General features: G+C 73.3%; 14 protein-coding genes. 6 read left to right on the forward strand and 8 right to left on the reverse strand.

What is annotated here, in order from left to right:
• Positions 1–202: 202 nt before the first annotated feature.
• From FS793_RS07240 to FS793_RS07255, 4 genes are all read right to left on the reverse strand, one after another.
• Positions 203–1720 (reverse strand): hypothetical protein, encoded by a 1518-nt coding sequence (locus tag FS793_RS07240; protein ID WP_186329386.1) that lies wholly within the window; start codon positions 1718–1720, stop codon positions 203–205.
• 349 nt (positions 1721–2069) lie between these two features.
• Positions 2070–3710, reverse strand: a complete 1641-nt coding sequence (gene purH / locus FS793_RS07245) for a bifunctional phosphoribosylaminoimidazolecarboxamide formyltransferase/IMP cyclohydrolase (protein WP_144719857.1) — start codon at positions 3708–3710, stop codon at positions 2070–2072.
• On the reverse strand, positions 3711–4271 hold the full coding sequence (gene purN, locus FS793_RS07250; protein WP_144719858.1) for a phosphoribosylglycinamide formyltransferase: 561 nt from the start codon (positions 4269–4271) through the stop codon (positions 3711–3713). It lies immediately after the preceding gene.
• Positions 4272–4281: 10 nt separating this feature from the next.
• Positions 4282–5775 carry a cell division protein PerM gene (locus FS793_RS07255; RefSeq protein ID WP_144719859.1) on the reverse strand — a complete coding sequence of 498 codons (1494 nt, stop codon included), beginning with the start codon at positions 5773–5775 and terminating at the stop codon, positions 4282–4284.
• A 149-nt stretch (positions 5776–5924) separates the two neighbouring features.
• Here FS793_RS07255 and FS793_RS07260 point away from each other — a divergent pair, with 149 nt between their 5' ends.
• Positions 5925–8144 (forward strand): NADP-dependent isocitrate dehydrogenase, encoded by a 2220-nt coding sequence (locus FS793_RS07260; protein ID WP_144719860.1) that lies wholly within the window; start codon positions 5925–5927, stop codon positions 8142–8144.
• Positions 8145–8398: 254 nt separating this feature from the next.
• On the opposite strand, the gene sucD is transcribed toward FS793_RS07260, so the two are convergent.
• Both sucD and sucC read right to left on the reverse strand, forming a co-directional pair.
• A complete protein-coding gene (sucD, locus tag FS793_RS07265) occupies positions 8399–9298 on the reverse strand; it encodes a succinate--CoA ligase subunit alpha (RefSeq protein ID WP_144719861.1) in 900 nt (299 codons plus the stop codon).
• Positions 9299–9312: 14 nt separating this feature from the next.
• Positions 9313–10479: an ADP-forming succinate--CoA ligase subunit beta gene (gene sucC / locus FS793_RS07270; RefSeq protein ID WP_144719862.1), complete on the reverse strand. Its 1167-nt coding sequence runs from the start codon at positions 10477–10479 to the stop codon at positions 9313–9315.
• Positions 10480–10778: 299 nt separating this feature from the next.
• Between sucC and FS793_RS07275 the strand changes: the two genes are divergently transcribed.
• Both FS793_RS07275 and FS793_RS07280 read left to right on the forward strand, forming a co-directional pair.
• Positions 10779–11504 carry a VIT1/CCC1 transporter family protein gene (locus FS793_RS07275; RefSeq protein ID WP_144719863.1) on the forward strand — a complete coding sequence of 242 codons (726 nt, stop codon included), beginning with the start codon at positions 10779–10781 and terminating at the stop codon, positions 11502–11504.
• A 42-nt stretch (positions 11505–11546) separates the two neighbouring features.
• Entirely contained in the window at positions 11547–11948 is a 402-nt protein-coding gene (locus FS793_RS07280) for a VOC family protein (protein WP_144719864.1), read from the forward strand.
• Between the two features lie 16 nt (positions 11949–11964).
• Here the strand turns inward: FS793_RS07280 and FS793_RS07285 are convergent, their stop codons facing one another.
• A complete protein-coding gene (locus tag FS793_RS07285) occupies positions 11965–12519 on the reverse strand; it encodes a TetR/AcrR family transcriptional regulator (RefSeq protein ID WP_144719865.1) in 555 nt (184 codons plus the stop codon).
• Between the two features lie 69 nt (positions 12520–12588).
• Here FS793_RS07285 and FS793_RS07290 point away from each other — a divergent pair, with 69 nt between their 5' ends.
• Positions 12589–13299: an MBL fold metallo-hydrolase gene (locus FS793_RS07290; RefSeq protein ID WP_144719866.1), complete on the forward strand. Its 711-nt coding sequence runs from the start codon at positions 12589–12591 to the stop codon at positions 13297–13299.
• A gap of 22 nt (positions 13300–13321) precedes the next feature.
• Here the strand turns inward: FS793_RS07290 and FS793_RS07295 are convergent, their stop codons facing one another.
• Positions 13322–14722 carry a pyridoxal phosphate-dependent decarboxylase family protein gene (locus FS793_RS07295; RefSeq protein WP_144719867.1) on the reverse strand — a complete coding sequence of 467 codons (1401 nt, stop codon included), beginning with the start codon at positions 14720–14722 and terminating at the stop codon, positions 13322–13324.
• A gap of 59 nt (positions 14723–14781) precedes the next feature.
• Here FS793_RS07295 and FS793_RS07300 point away from each other — a divergent pair, with 59 nt between their 5' ends.
• Positions 14782–14967 carry a hypothetical protein gene (locus tag FS793_RS07300; RefSeq protein ID WP_144719868.1) on the forward strand — a complete coding sequence of 62 codons (186 nt, stop codon included), beginning with the start codon at positions 14782–14784 and terminating at the stop codon, positions 14965–14967.
• 70 nt (positions 14968–15037) lie between these two features.
• On the forward strand, positions 15038–16132 hold the full coding sequence (locus tag FS793_RS07305) for a PQQ-dependent sugar dehydrogenase (RefSeq protein ID WP_144719869.1): 1095 nt from the start codon (positions 15038–15040) through the stop codon (positions 16130–16132).
• Positions 16133–16135 lie beyond the last annotated feature (3 nt).

Below are 16135 nucleotides of genomic sequence, written 5' to 3' on the forward strand. Positions count from 1 at the left end.
GTGCGGCGCGCGTGGTGCTGGTGCCGGGGCGCTAGCGCGCGACGCCGACGACGGGGGTGAGAGCGGGTGCCGTGAGCATGGCGTCCTCCTTCGGTCGGCGAGAGCCCTCCAGGCTATGCGCCGACGGTGCGACGCGCAAGCGGGAGGCCCCGCATCCGTGCTGGATGCGGGGCCTCCCGACTGCGGATCGCCTGCTGCGGCGTCAGCCCTCCGCACGCACGCGGCGCACGACGAGCGTCGCGCCTGCGACGGCGAGCAGCGCACCCAGGGCGAGGATCGCCGAGAGGTCGAAGCCCGTCCGCGGCAGGGTCGGCGGTGCCGACTGCGCGGTCGTCGGCGGCGTGGCCTGGGTCGGCGGCTGCACGGGCGGCGGAGCGATCGCGCAGAGGTCGCCGTCGGCGGCGGGCACGTCGAGCGTGAACGTGCGCGTCGTCAGGTCGCTCGAGACGCCGGGCAGGCCGGCCTGGAACGCGGCGCCCTGGTCGGCGACGGCGACGAAGGTCGCCGTGCCGCCGGCGGCCGGCACGTCGGTGACGGTCCACGAGGCGCGCTCGGTCTGGCCGGTCGTCGCGGTGCCGGGCGCCGAGCAGGTCGCGCCGGTCACGATGACGTCGGCGGTCGCGATGCCGGCGACGGGGGTGTCGCACGGCTGGTCGGAGAACGTGAACGTCCAGCTCGTCGTGGCGCCCTCGGGGGCCACGAAGCCGTCGTCGAAGGCGACGGCGATCGTGACGACCCGCTCGCCGTCGACGTAGGTGCCGGGGTCGGTCACGACGTACCGGTAGTGCTCGCCGTCGGCGGGCAGCACGTACGGAGCGTCGCCGTCGGGGCCGCAGACCTCGGCCGCCGTGGGCGCGGGGATGGCCTCGGTCGTGCACGGCTCGCTCGTCACGGCGAACTCGTAGGTGCGGGGCTCGGTCGAGCCGTCCTGCCACGTGAAGCCGTCGGCGAGCGTCGCGGTGACGACGACGGTGCCCTCGCCGTCGACGACGCCGGACTCGTCGACCGAGAACGCGTAGCCGTCCGCGTCGGTGACGACGGGCAGCTGCACGTCGTACCCGGGGCCGCACTGGTCGACGACGTTCGGGGTGCCCTCGACGGTGGTCGGCACGTCGCAGGGCTCGTCCGTGGCGTGGAAGGTCCAGGTCCTCGGCTCGGTCGCGCCGCCCGTCCAGACGTACCCGGGGTTCAGGGTCGCGGTCACGACGATGTCGCCGGAGCCGTCCTGCGCTCCGTTCGCGACGGTGAAGCGGTAGCCCTCGGTGTCCTCGGGCACGACGAGCTGGTACTCGGGTCCGCACACGTCGTGGAAGCCGGGCTCGGTGGTGACGCCCGTCTCGGTGGTCGGCGGCTGCTCGCACGCCGTCTGGGTGCCCGAGTCGTGGTAGTCGTACTGGTTCCCGTCGCCCTGGTCGATCGTGACCTCCCAGTCATGATCGACGGTCGCATCCCATGCGAACGACCGCACGAAGCTCGCGCCGAACGCCTCGTCGACGACGGTGTCGCCGTCGATGACCACGGTCACGTGGTTCGCCGCGTTGCCGGCGTAGTTCGTCGCAGACACGTCGAGCGAGGTGCAGGTCGGGCTGGCAGCGGGCGTGTGCGCCTGCGCCGACTGCGGCGCGAGGGTCACGAGCAGCGCGCTGAGGAGCGCCGTGAGCAGGAGCATGGCCGCGAGCACGAAGGCTCTCGAGCGGCGCGGGATGGCTGGGTTCAGCACGGGAGGTCACCGATTCGTCGTTGGACAGGAGGGTGGCCTCCGCGCGGAGCTCGGATCGCGGAGACCGTCCACGAACGTAGGAATCGGTTCCACCGCGGCCGAACGCCGACGCGTGCGTGGGGGACCATGCAGACGGGATCGTCGCTATCAGCGGGTGGAGGCTGCGCGATCCGAAGGGTACGCGGTACCCCACTCCCTCGACCGCCCAATCCGATGATCGAGGCATTCCGCGATGCGGCGCGCGAAACCGTGCGCGACGCGCACGGATGCAGTCCTCGGCATCCTCGCACGACGATGCCCCGCGCCGCGATGCGGCACGGGGCATCCGTCGAGCGTCGACCCGGATGGGTCAGTGGAAGAAGTGGCGCTCCCCCGTGAGGTACATCGTGAGGCCCGCGGCCTCGGCAGCGGCGATGACCTCGTCATCGCGCTTCGAGCCGCCGGGCTGCACGATGGCGCGCACGCCGGCGTCGATGAGGATCTGCGGGCCGTCTGCGAACGGGAAGAACGCATCGGACGCCGCGACCGAGCCCGCTGCTCGATCCCCGGCGCGCGAGACCGCGAGCACGCACGAGTCGACGCGGTTGACCTGGCCCATGCCGACGCCGACGGCGGCACCGTCGGAGGCGAGCAGGATGGCGTTGGACTTCACCGAGCGCACGGCGCGCCACGCGAACTCGAGGTCGGCGAGCGTGGCGTCGTCGACGTGCGCACCGGTGACGCGGCGCCACGTGTGGCTCGAGAACCCCTCGAACGTGTCGGGCTGCTGCAGCAGCAGGCCGCCGGAGATCTGGCGCAGCTCGCTCGCCTCGCGCGCATATCCCTCGGGCAGGCGCAGCAGACGGATGGCCGCCTTGCGCGAGAGGATCTCGATCGCCTCGGGCTCGAAGTCGGGCGCGACGACGACCTCGGTGAAGATGCCGGCCACGGTCTGGGCCATCGCGGCCGTGACCGTGCGGTTCGCGGCGATCACGCCGCCGAACGCCGACACGGGGTCGCACGCGTGGGCGCGCTCGTGGGCCGACGCGATCGGGTCGGGGGCGCCGGCTGCTGCGAGCGCGACGCCGCACGGCTGCGCGTGCTTGATGATCGCGACGGCCGGCTCGGCGTGGTCGAACGCGGCGCGCAGGGCGGCGTCGGCGTCGACGTAGTTGTTGAACGACATCTCCTTGCCGTGCAGCAGCGTCGCCTGCGCGATGCCGCGACCGGCGGGCAGCGTGTAGATGCCCGCGGCCTGGTGGCTGTTCTCGCCGTAGCGCAGCGGGCTCGCGAGGGTCGCTCCCCCGATGGCCGCGAGCAGGTCGGCGTTCGCGTCGCCCGACGCAGCCGGAGCTGCGGCGGCAGGCGCCGCGGCGACCTCCTCGACCGAGCCCGTCGCGAACCAGCGCGCGACGGCCGTGTCGTAGCCGGCCGTGTGCGCGAACGCGTCGCTCGCGAGCGCGCGGCGCTGCGCGAGCGAGAGGCCCGACGGCAGCGCACGCGCGACGAGGTCGTACGCACGGGGGTCGGTGACGATCGCGACGTTCGCGAAGTTCTTCGCGCTCGCGCGCACCATCGCGGGGCCGCCGATGTCGATCTGCTCGACGATCGCGTTGGCCTCGGCACCCGAGCGCACGGTGTCGACGAACGGGTAGAGGTTCACGACCACGAGCTCGAACGGCGCGATGCCGAGGTCGGCGAGCTGCTGCTCGTGATGCTCGAGACGGAGATCGGCGAGCAGACCCGCGTGGATGCCGGGGTGCAGCGTCTTCACGCGGCCGTCCAGCGCCTCCTGGAACCCCGTGACCGAGGCGACCTCGGTGACCGGGATGCCCGCATCCGCGATGCCCTCCGCCGTCGAGCCGGTGGAGACGAGCTCGACACCGGCGGCGTGCAGCGCGGCGGCGAGGTCGAGGATGCCGGTCTTGTCGCTGACCGACAGCAGCGCGCGGCGGATGGGCACCACGTCGCGCTCGCGGTACAGGCTCTCGTCGTGGGTCGGACCGCTCACTCAGGACTCCTGGTTCCAGTTCGTGACGACGCCTGCGAGCAGGTCCCGCTCGACCGGCTTGATGCGGTCGTGGAGGCTCGCCTCGTCGTCGTCGGGGTGGATGGGCACGCGCACCTGCGCGAGGACGGGACCCGTGTCGACGCCGGCGTCGACGACGATGACCGATGCGCCGGTCTCGCTGGCGCCGGCCGCGAGCGCATCGCGCACGGCGTGGGCGCCGGGGAACTCGGGCAGGTACGCGGGATGCGTGTTCACGAGGTTCGGGCTCAGACGCTCGACGGCGTCGGCCGACAGCAGGCGCATGAAGCCCGAGAGGATCGTGAGGTCGGGCTCGTGGGCGAGCACGCGGTCGACGATGCGACCGCTCCACTCGGCCCGCGGCTGCGCGAACGGCTCGACGAACGTCGTGATGCCGGCCGCGCGAGCGAGCTCGAGGCCGCCGCACTCCTGGTCGGCGCCGACGGCGACGATCGTCGCGGGCACGCGGCCGTCGCGGGTGCGCTCGAGGAGATCGGCGAGGTTGCTGCCGCCGCCGGAGACGAGGACGACGAGACGCAGCACGGAGGCGAGCCTACCGGCGGTCGGATGCCTCGTCGTCCGCGGCATCGTCGGCGAGCGGGGCGACGGGCGCCGTCTCCTGCGCATCGGGGTCGCCGGGCGCAGCGACCGGGGCGGATGCCAGCGGCGCCACGGGCTGGGTCGTCTGCGCGTCGGGGTCGAGCGTCGGGGATGCGGTGGCAGCGTCGTCGGAGCCGTCGACCTCCTCGTCGACCGCATCGGCATCGGCCGCGGTGGTCTCGGCGTCGCGAGCGCGCGCCGCGGCCGCGAGGGCGGCCACGTCGAGGTCCGCGGTGTCTGCGTCGTCGTCGTCGTCGTCGTCGTCGGCGTCGGCGACCTCGGGCGCGCTGCCCGCGAGCAGGCCGACCGCCAGGCCCGCGGCAGCGATCCCGGCACCGACCGCGCCGACGAGCCACCACGTCGGCCCCGCGACGTCGAGCCTGCCCGGCCCCATGCCGCCCGACGCCGCGGCCGCGAGCACCGCGAGCACGAGCCCGGTCACGAGCCCACCGCCCACGGCGACGACGACCGACTGCCACCAGCGCGTCAGCGCCGACCGCTGCCGCACGAGCGCACCCACGCCCATCGCCGCCACGAGGGGCACGACGGCGACGACGAGCGACCACGGCTGCACGCCGGGCACGATCGCGCCGAGCAGCGGCAGCGTCGGCACGGGCCCGAGGTCGGTGCCGAGCGGCGAGACGCTCGAGCCTGCGCCGAGCGCGAAGCCCGGCCCCAGCATCCACGACGTCGACCAGATGACGGCCGTCGGCAGCAGCGCGAGCTGCACGAGCCACAGCACGACGACGCCCAGATGGTCGGGCTGCAGCGCCTCGAAGAGCAGGATGACGTCCGCCTGGCGCACGATGAGGGCGACGCCCAGCAGCACGGCGCCGAGGCCGACGAACGCGGCGACGGTCGCGAGGCCGGCGCGCAGCGCCGCGCGCACGAGCGGCACGGCGCCCGTGTCGATCGCGAGCCAGCCGGCCGCGTCGCCCACGAGGTCGCGCGCCTCCCAGGCGGCACCGATCGCGAGGCCGAGCAGCATGCACACGGCCGGGCCGATCGCCGCATGCACGACGTTGGGCGCCGCCGACTCGTGCTGCGCCGACAACGCGAGCACGGTGCCGAGCGCCGAGGTCGCGACCGCGCCGCCCACGAGACCCCATGCGGGCTCGGCCGTGCGAGCGAGCCGCATGCCGCTGCGCACGGCGAGCAGGATCGTCGCGAGCCCGATGCCCCATGCGCCCACGCCCAGCACGAAGGGCGCGGAGGCGGCATCCGTGCCGACCGCCGCCACGGCCGCGTCGCCGAACGCGATGCCCACGTCGACGCCGTGCCCCAGCATCCACGCGTCGACCGCGATGCGCCACGGCACGGCGATCGGCAGGGCGAAGCCGCCGGCGGCGTACGCCCCGAAGGCGGGCACGAGCGTGAGCAGCAGCGTCGCGAGGGCGATGGATGCCGACTCGACCGCCTGCAGGAGGACGGAGGAGAGGCGACGCACGCGGCGAGCCTACTGGCGCGGGACCACCCCATCCGACCGCCTCGCGGACGGCGCCGGACGACGCGCATCCACCCGCGATAGGTTGGGATGTGGGCCTGCGCCGCCACCCGGCGCGCCCCCACCGACCATCGACGAGGGACGACGCATCCATGGCGACGATCATCTACACCCACACCGACGAGGCGCCGATGCTGGCGACGCACTCGTTCCTGCCGATCGTGCAGGGCTTCGCGAAGGCTGCCGACGTGGCCGTCGAGACGCGCGACATCTCGCTCTCGGGCCGCATCGTGGCAGCCTTCTCCGACCGCCTGCCCGCCGACCAGGGCCAGGCTGATGCGCTCGCCGAGCTCGGCGAGCTCGCCAAGACGGCCGAGGCGAACATCATCAAGCTGCCGAACATCTCGGCATCGGTGCCGCAGCTCAAGGCGGCGATCGCCGAGCTGCGCGCCCAGGGCGTCGACCTGCCCGAGTACCCCGACGAGCCGTCGACCGACGAGGAGCGCGACGTGCGCGCCCGCTACGACTCGATCAAGGGCTCGGCCGTGAACCCCGTGCTGCGCGAGGGCAACTCCGACCGCCGCGCCCCCCAGTCGGTGAAGCAGTACGCCCGCAAGCACCCGCACTCGATGGGGCGCTGGTCGGCCGACTCGCGCACGCGCGTCGCGACGATGGGCGTCGACGACTTCCGGTCGAACGAGCAGTCGGTCATCCTCGACGCCGCGACCGACCTGCAGATCCGCCACGTCGCCGCAGACGGCACCGTGACGGTGCTCAAGGAGCGCGTGCCCGTGCTCGCCGGCGAGATCGTCGACGCGACGGTGCTGCGCGTCGCCGCGCTCGACCGCTTCCTCGGCGAGCAGGTCAAGGCCGCGAAGGATGAGGGCGTGCTGTTCTCGGTGCACCTCAAGGCGACGATGATGAAGGTCTCCGACCCGATCATCTTCGGCCGCGTCGTGCGTGCCTTCTTCCCCACGCTCTTCCAGCGCTACGGCGCGCAGCTCGAGGAAGCGGGCCTCACGCCCGACGACGGCCTCGGCGCCATCCTCGCCGGCCTCGACCAGCTCGAGCCGTCGGTCGCCGAGGGCGTGCGCGCCGCGGTCGAGGAGGGACTGCGCGAGGGTCCGCGCCTCGCGATGGTGAACTCCGACAAGGGCATCACGAACCTCCACGTGCCCTCCGACGTCATCGTCGACGCGTCGATGCCCGCCATGATCCGCACCGCGGGCCACATGTGGGGCCCCGACGGCGAGGAGGCCGACACGCTCGCGGTCATCCCCGACTCGTCGTACGCCGGCGTCTACCAGGCCGTCATCGACGACTGCATCGCCAACGGCGCCTACGACCCCACGACCATGGGCTCCGTGCCCAACGTGGGCCTCATGGCGCAGAAGGCCGAGGAGTACGGCAGCCACGACAAGACGTTCACCGCGAAGGCCGACGGTCGCATCGAGGTCGTCGACGCCGCAGGCACCGTGCTGCTGTCGCACGAGGTCTCGGTCGGCGACATCTGGCGCGCCTGCCAGACGAAGGACGTGCCGATCCGCGACTGGGTGCGCCTCGCCGTGCAGCGCGCACGCCTCTCCGACACCCCCGCCGTGTTCTGGCTCGACGCCGACCGCGCGCACGACGCGAACCTGATCCGCGTCGTCGAGGACGAGCTGCCCCGCCACGACACCGAGGGCCTCGACATCCAGATCCTCGCCCCCGCCGCCGCGACGACGCACGCGATCGGCCGCATCCGCCAGGGCCTCGACACGATCTCGGTGACGGGCAACGTGCTGCGCGACTACAACACCGACCTCTTCCCCATCCTCGAGCTCGGCACGAGCGCGAAGATGCTGTCGGTCGTGCCGCTGCTCGCCGGCGGTGGCCTGTTCGAGACGGGCGCCGGCGGCTCGGCTCCCAAGCACGTGCAGCAGGTCGAGCAGGAGAACCACCTGCGCTGGGACTCGCTCGGCGAGTTCATGGCGCTCGCGGAGTCGTTCCGCCACCTCGCCCTCACGGCGGGCAACGAGCGCGCCGGCGTGCTGGGTGAGACGCTCGACAGGGCCACGGCGACGTTCCTCGACGAGAACAAGTCGCCGTCGCGCCGCGTCGGCGAGATCGACAACCGCGGCAGCCACTTCTGGCTCGCCCGCTACTGGGCCGAGGAGCTGGCAGGCCAGACGACGGATGCGGCGCTCGCCGAGCGCTTCGCCCCCGTCGCAGAGGAGCTGGCGTCGAAGACCGACGCGATCGAGGCCGAGCTGCTCGCAGCGCAGGGCTCGCCCGTCGACCTCGGCGGCTACTTCCGCCCCGACGCCGCGAAGGCCGAGGCGGCCATGCGCCCCTCGGCGACGCTCAACGCGATCGTCGACTCGCTGCGCTGACGCGCTCATGACGAAGGGCCCCGGCTGACGCCGGGGCCCTTCGTCGTCGTCCGCGTCGAATCCGCACGTGCGCGGGCCCTGCGGTGCACCGTGCACACGAGGCCCGCCGCACGTGCAGGCTCGACGTCAGGGGTGCCGTGCATCGAGGCCGGCAGGGTCGTCGGCGTGCGGGCGATCCTGCGCTGCGTCGACGGGATCCGAACGACGCAGGGCCCCGGCGTGATGCCGGGGCCCTGCGTGCGTGCGTGCTCGGATCAGAGCGCCGCGATGACCTCGCGCATGAGGCGGGCCGTCTCGGAGGGCGTCTTGCCCACCTTGACGCCTGCGGCCTCGAGGGCGACCTTCTTCGCCTCGGCGGTGCCCGACGAGCCCGAGACGATGGCGCCTGCGTGGCCCATCGTCTTGCCCTCGGGGGCCGTGAAGCCGGCGACGTAGCCCACGACGGGCTTCGTGACGTTGGCCTTGATGAAGTCGGCAGCGCGCTCCTCGGCGTCGCCGCCGATCTCGCCGATCATCACGATCGCCTTCGTCTCGGGGTCGGCCTCGAACGCCTCGAGGGCGTCGATGTGCGTCGTGCCGATGATCGGGTCGCCGCCGATGCCGATGGCGGTCGAGAAGCCGATGTCGCGCAGCTCGAACATCATCTGGTAGGTCAGGGTGCCCGACTTCGACACGAGGCCGATCGGGCCCTTGCCCGTGATGTTCGCGGGCGTGATGCCGACGAGCGACTCGCCCGGCGTGATGACGCCGGGGCAGTTCGGGCCGATGATGCGCGTCGTGCCCGTGGCCTTCGCGTGCGCCCAGAACTCCGCGGAGTCCTGCACGGGGATGCCCTCGGTGATGACGACGAGCAGGCCGATGCCCGCGTCGATGCCCTCGATGACGGCGTCCTTCGCGAATGCCGGCGGCACGAAGACGATGGAGACGTCGGCGCCGGTGGCGGCCATCGCCTCCTTCACCGAACCGAAGACGGGCAGCTCGACGGGCGAGCCGTCCTTCGCGACGTGGTTGACGGTCGTGCCGGCCTTGCGGGCGTTCACGCCGCCCACGACCTGCGTGCCGGCCGCGAGCATGCGGGCGGTGTGCTTGGAGCCCTCGCCACCCGTGATGCCCTGGACGATGACCTTCGAATCCTTGTTCAGGTAGATCGACATGCTGCTGCTTCCCCCTACGCCGCTGCCAGCTCGGCAGCCTTGGCGGCAGCCTCGTCCATGGTGTCCACGACCGTCACGAGCGGGTGCGCCGCGTCGGCCAGGATCTGTCGGCCCTCGTCGACGTTGTTGCCGTCGAGGCGCACGACGAGCGGCTTCGTGGCTGCGTCGCCGAGGATGGCGAGCGCCTGCACGATGCCGTTCGCGACGGCGTCGCATGCGGTGATGCCGCCGAAGACGTTCACGAAGACCGAGCGCACGTCGTCGTCGCCGAGGATGACGTCGAGACCGGCGGCCATGACCTCCGCCGAGGCGCCGCCGCCGATGTCGAGGAAGTTGGCCGGCTTCACGCCGCCGAACTGCTCGCCCGCGTAGGCGACGACGTCGAGCGTCGACATGACGAGACCCGCGCCGTTGCCGATGATGCCGACCTGGCCATCGAGCTTCACGTAGTTGAGGTCCGACTCCTTGGCCTTCGCCTCGAGCGGGTCGGCTGCTGCCTTGTCCTCGAGGGCGGCGTGGCCCTCGTGGCGGAACTCGGCGTTCCCGTCGAGCGTGACCTTGCCGTCGAGGGCGACGATCGCGCCGTCGGCCGTCTGCACGAGCGGGTTGACCTCGACGAGCGTCGCGTCCTCCTTCTCGAACACGTCGTAGAGCGTGACGAGCACGGGGGCGACGCGCTCGGCGACGTCCTCGGGGAACGACGCCGCGGCGACGATGCGGCGGGCGACGTCGAGCGTGATGCCGACGGCGGGGTCGACCTCGACCTTGGCGAGCGCCTCGGGGCGCTCCTCGGCGAGCTGCTCGATCTCCATGCCGCCCTCGTACGAGCACATGGCGAGGTACGAGCGGTTCGCGCGGTCGAGCAGCACCGAGAAGTAGTACTCCTCCTCGATCTGCGCGCCTGCGGCGACCATGACGCGCTGGACCGTGTGGCCCTTGATGTCGAGACCCAGGATGGCCTCCGCTGCGGCGCGGGCCTCCTCGGGGCTCTTCGCGACCTTGACGCCGCCGGCCTTGCCGCGGCCTCCGGTCTTGACCTGCGCCTTCACGACGACGACCGGGGTGCCGATGGAGCGGGCAGCCGCCTCGGCCTCCTCGGGTGTGTCGGCGATGATGCCTGGCAGGACGGGAACGCCATGGGACTCGAACATGTCCCTGGCCTGGTACTCGTAGAGATCCACCGGAATCCTTCTGCTGGGAGTGGGGGCCGCCGACCAGCCTAGCCCGGTCGCGCGACGCGCCGGTGTCGGTGTGGGAGCGGACCTGCGCTCGTCTGCGGATGCCTGCGGATGCGGTGCCACCGGGAGCGACGGCGGGCCTCGACGCGCCGCGGTCGGGTGCGCCGGATGCTCGATGGCGTCGCCGCGCGACCGGACTGCGGATTCGGCAGGCCGAAGCCCCAGCCTTCGGCCGATTCCGCGGGCAGATGGCAGGCTCGCCCCCGTCGCGGCGCACCCCCGATGCGCGGACCATGGAGGTCATGGACCCCGCACTGCACCGCTACCCCGACCTGCCTGCGCCGGTCGAGTCGACCGCCTCGCGGCTGTCGTGGCTGCGTGCTGCCGTGCTCGGCGCGAACGACGGCATCGTGTCGACGGCCGCGCTCATCGTGGGCGTCGCCGCGTCCGGCGCGTCCGCTGGCGCCATCCTCACGGCCGGCACGGCGGCGCTCGTCGCCGGCGCGCTGTCGATGGGCGTCGGCGAGTACGTGTCGGTGTCGTCGCAGCGCGACAGCGAGCGCGCGGCGATCCGCCGCGAGCGCCGCTTCCTCGCCTCGAATCCCGTGGGCCAGGAGGCCCAGCTCGCGCACATGTACGAGCTGCGCGGCCTGTCGCCCCGCACGGCGCACCTCGTGGCGAGCGAGCTCTCGGAGGCCGACGCGCTGCGCGCGCACCTCGACATCGAGTACCGCCTCGACGAGGACGAGTCGCCCAACAACCCGTGGGCGGCTGCCGCCGCATCCGCCGCCGCCTTCTCGGCGGGCGCGCTCGTGCCGCTGCTCGCCGCGATCGTCATGCCCACCTCGTGGACGCCGTGGTCGATCGTCGCCGCGGTCGTCGTCGCGCTGCTCGCCACCGGCTTCACCGCCGCGCGCATCGGCGCCGCAGGCAAGCGACGGGCGATGGTGCGCGTGCTCGTGGGCGGCGTCGGCGCCCTCGCGATCACCTTCGTCATCGGCTCGCTCTTCGGCACGCACGTCGTCTAGCCGCCCCTGTCGGAGGTCGGTGGTCGGGCGTACCGTCTGGCCATGGACACCACCGCATCCGAGGGCCCAGCAGCCCTCGAGGTCAGGATCGAGCTCGTCTTCGTCCCCGTCGCCGACGTCGACCGCTCCGTCGCCTTCTACGGCGACACGCTCGGCTGGCACGTCGACCACGACGCCACCGTCTCCGAGTCCCTGCGCTTCGTGCAGGTGACGCCGCCCGGCTCGGCGTGCTCGATCGCCTTCGGCCTCGGCATCGCGGAGGGCGAGCCCGGCTCGATGCGCAACGTGCAGGCCGTGATCCCGGATGCAGATGCGGCGCTCGCCGACCTGCGCGCCCGCGGCGTCGAGGCCGAGGGCGTCGACGAGCTGTCCTGGGGCCGCTTCGTGTCGTTCGCCGACCCCGACGGCAACCGCTGGGTGCTGCAGCAGCTCCCCGCCCGCTGAGGCGCGTCCGCGTCGGTCAGCGGGCGACGGCGTCGAGGATGCGCTCGAGGCCGTAGGCGAACGCGCGCTCGACGTCGCCGCCGAGCTGGAAGGAGCCGCCGAGCTCCATGGCGAGGAAGCCGTGCAGCCAGGCGGTGAGCAGGCGCGCGGCATCGAGCGCGGCGTCGTCGCCGACGAGCTCGCTCGTCGCCTCGAGCAGCGGCTCGACCGCATCGGCGAGCGCCGACACCTCGGGGCGCGCCGCGGGCGACGGGGCGAAGATGAGGCCGTAGCCGACCGGGTTCGCGTGCGCGAAGGCTCGCGTCGCCGTGGCGATCGCGACGATCCGCGCGCGCGGACCACCTGCACCTGCGGCGTCGGCGATCGCGACGACGAGGTCGCCGAGCGCCGACGCGACCACGGCGGCGAGCAGCGCATCGCGCCCGGCGACGCGCTTGTAGAGCGAGGGCGCCCGTACGCCGACGCGCTCGGCGACGGCCTGCATCGTGAGCGCCTCGACGCCCTCGGCCTCGACGATGGCGCGACCGGCGGCGACGATCGCCACCGTCGTGGTGCGTTCGGGTGCCGGCACGCGTCCTCCTCGTCCAGCTCCAGCCTAGGCTATTGACCATAGCCATGAAGGCTATGTACCGTAGCCATCATGCAGCTCGCACCCGGAGTCCACCGCCTTGGCGACGATCGCGTCGCCTTCCTGCTCGTCGTCGACGACGACGGCCTCACGCTCGTCGACGCCGGGTTGCCGGGCAGTCGCCGCGACCTCCGTCGCGCGCTGCGAGCGCTCGACCGCGCCGAGGCGGACATCCGCGGCGTCGTGCTGACGCACGGCGACGCCGACCACATCGGCTTCGCCGAGGCGCTGCGGGCCGAGCACGGCATCCCTGTCTACGTGCACGAGGCCGACGCGGCCCGCACGCGCGGCGACCAGAAGGCGCCGCCCACCGCGACGCCGCCGTGGCGGATGGGCGCCGCGCTGGGCTTCGTCGGCACGATGCTCGCGAAGGGCGGACGCACTCGCCGACTCGGCGAGGTGCGCACCGTGGTCGACGGCGACGTGCTGCCGCTGCCGGGATCCCCCGTCGTCGTCGGCATGCCCGGCCACTCCCCCGGCTCCATCGCGGTGCACCTGCCCGAGCATCGGGTCGTCGCCGTGGGAGACGCGCTGACGACGCGGCATGTGCTGACAGGCGACACGACGCCGCAGCTCGCGCCCTTCACCGACGACCTGGCCGACGCCGACGCATCGCTCACCCGGCTTGCGGCAGTCGACGCCGACATCGTCGTGCCGGGCCACGGCATCGTGTGGCGTGGCACGCCGCGCGCGCTGGTCGACGCGATCCGCGCCGCCCGCTGACCGGCGACACGGAGCGCGCCGCTCAGTCGAGGGTGTCGAGGATGTCCGTGAGCACGTCGACCGTCGTGAGCGGGCTGATGATCGCGAAGCGCAGCACGGGCTCGCCGGCGTGCGACGACGGCACGCAGAACGCACGCTGCTCGTCGAGCAGGCGATCCGACCAGCGCTGGTAGTCGGCGAGCGTCCACCCCTCACGGCGGAACACCACGACCGAGAGCTGCGGCGGGCGCACGAGCGACAGGTGCGGGCGGTGCTCGATCGTCTCGGCGATCGCCGCGGCGGCGTCGATGCCGTGGCGGATGGTGGCGCGGTACTGCTCGGTGCCGTGCGTCGCGAGCGAGAACCACAGCGGCAGCCCGCGCGAGCGGCGCGTGAGCTGCACGGCGAGGTCGGAGGGGTTCCAGTCGGCCGACTCCGTGAGGGTGTCGAGGTACTCGGCGTGCTGCGTGTGCGCGAGGCGAGCGCCGGCCGGGTCGCGGTAGAGCAGCGCGCACGCGTCGAAGGGCGCGAAGAGCCACTTGTGCGGGTCGACGACGAGCGAGTCGGCGAGCTCGACGCCCTCGAACGCGGGGCGCAGCTCGTCGACGAGCATCGCGGCGAGGCCGTAGGCGCCGTCGACGTGCAGCCATACTCCCCGGTCCTTGGCGGCGCGGGCGATGCCGGCGACGTCGTCGACGATGCCGAAGTTCGTCGTGCCCGCGGTCGCCACGACGGCGAAGACGCCGGGATGCGCGTCGAGCGCGGCCGCGACGTCGTCGCCGTGCAGGCGCCCGTCGGCGCCGGTCGGCACGCCGATCACGTCGACGTCCATCACGGCTGCGGCCGAGGCGATCGACGAGTGCGCCTCGGCGCTGCACACGACGGCGAGGCGCACGGGCGCTGCATCGTCCATCGCGGCTCGGTGGCGACGGTACGCGTCGCGCGCGGCGACGAGCGCCGACAGGTTGCCGATCGTGCCGCCCTGCACGAACGCGCCGCCCGCACCCTCCGGCAGGCCGAACTCGCCGGCGAGCCAGTGCAGCACCTCGTTCTCGGCGTGCACCGCGCCGGCGCCCTCCATCCACGACCCGCCGTAGATCGCGGACGCCGAGACGACGAGGTCGAACGCGATGGCGGCCTTGCTCGGCGCCGACGGGATGAACGAGACGTAGCCGGGGTGGTCGGTCGAGAGGCACGCGGGGGCGAGCACGTCGGCGAAGAGCGTCGTCGCGCGCTCGGCGCCGATGCCCTCGGGCGTGATCGCTGCGCCCGCCCGGGCGGCGAGCTCGTCGGGTGGCAGGGCACGGTCGAGCGGCACCCGCTCGTACAGCGCCCGGTCGCGCGCATACCGCAGGACGCGGTCGACGACGTCGCGCGTGCCGTCGGAGATCTCGTGCATGGCGTCGGGTCGCGGCGTCGCGTCCCCAGGGGTGTCTGCAAGCATCTCCACCATCGTGGCGTACGCGTGTGGCGAGCGGCAGCCCCGCCTGGCACGCTGGGGGCATGCAGCAGCAGCGCGACCCGTGGGACGAGCACGAGCGCGACCGCGTGCCGCCCGAGCTCGATCCGGCATTCTCGGAGTTCGACGACGACCGCCCGTCGCGCACGATGGCGAACCGTCTGCGCCCCGTCATCTGGCTCGCGGCGCTCGCGGCGCTCGTGGCGATGACGTTCGTCTTCGTGCTCTGACGCGCCCACACGTCGCGCGGCAGCGGAACCCCCTGCCGCATCCGCGCGGCCGCCCGTAGCCTCGGGACGCATGACCCTGACCCGCAGGACCATGCTCACGGGGATGCTCGGTGCCGGGCTCGGCCTCACGGCCTGCACCCCGAGCGGCCCGACCGTGCACGCCTCCGGCGACGAGGATGCCGACGCGGTCGCCTCGACGCCCGCGGCGACGCCGCCCGCGTTCCCGACGGTCGACCGCACGATCGCGACGGGCCTCGCCGTGCCGTGGTCGCTCGCGTTCCTCGCCGACGGCGCGGCGCTCGTCTCCGAGCGCGCCACCGGACGCGTGCTCCGCGTCGACGGCGCCGGCGGCGTCGACGAGGTCGGCGTCGTGCCGGGCGTGGCGCCGCAGGGCGAAGGCGGGCTGCTGGGCCTCGCCCTGTCGCCCGACGAGGCGGCGCTCTACGCCTACCTGTCGAGCGAGTCCGACAATCGGCTCGTGCGCATGCCCTTCGACGGCGGGCTCGGCACGCCCGAGGTGCTCGTCGAGGGCATCGCGCTCGCCCGCAACCACCAGGGCGGGCGGCTGCGGTTCGGGCCCGACGGCATGCTCTACGTCACGGTCGGCGACGCCGCCGACGGCTCGCGCTCGCAGGATCCGAGCGATCTCGCCGGCAAGATCCTGCGCGTGGATGCGGATGGGCAGGCTGCCGAGGGCAATCCGTTCGGCACGCGCGTGTGGTCGCTCGGCCACCGCAACCCGCAGGGGCTCGCGTGGGACGGCGACCGCATGTGGGCTGCCGAGTTCGGGCAGGACACCGCAGACGAGCTCAACCGGATCGAGCCGGGCGGCAACTACGGCTGGCCCGCGGTCGAGGGCGCCGGCGGCGATCCCGCCTACGTCGACCCGATCGTCACGTGGCCGACGTCGGAGTGCTCGCCGTCGGGCCTCGAGATCGATCGCGGCGTCGCCTACCTGTGCGCGCTGCGCGGGCAGGGGCTGTGGATCATCCCGCTCGCGGGCGACGGCGCCGGCACGCCGCAGAAGGCCTTCGACCGCGAGCTCGGCCGGCTGCGCTGCGTCGCGCTCGCGCCCGACGGCTCGCTGTGGGTCACCACGAGCAACCGCGACGCCAACGGCACGCCGGGCACCGACGACGACCGCATCCTGCGCGTCGTGATCTGACGC

Origin of the sequence: Agrococcus jejuensis (genome assembly GCF_007679035.1) — a bacterium.
In the GTDB taxonomy this organism is placed as follows: Bacteria; Actinomycetota; Actinomycetes; order Actinomycetales; family Microbacteriaceae; genus Agrococcus; species Agrococcus jejuensis_A.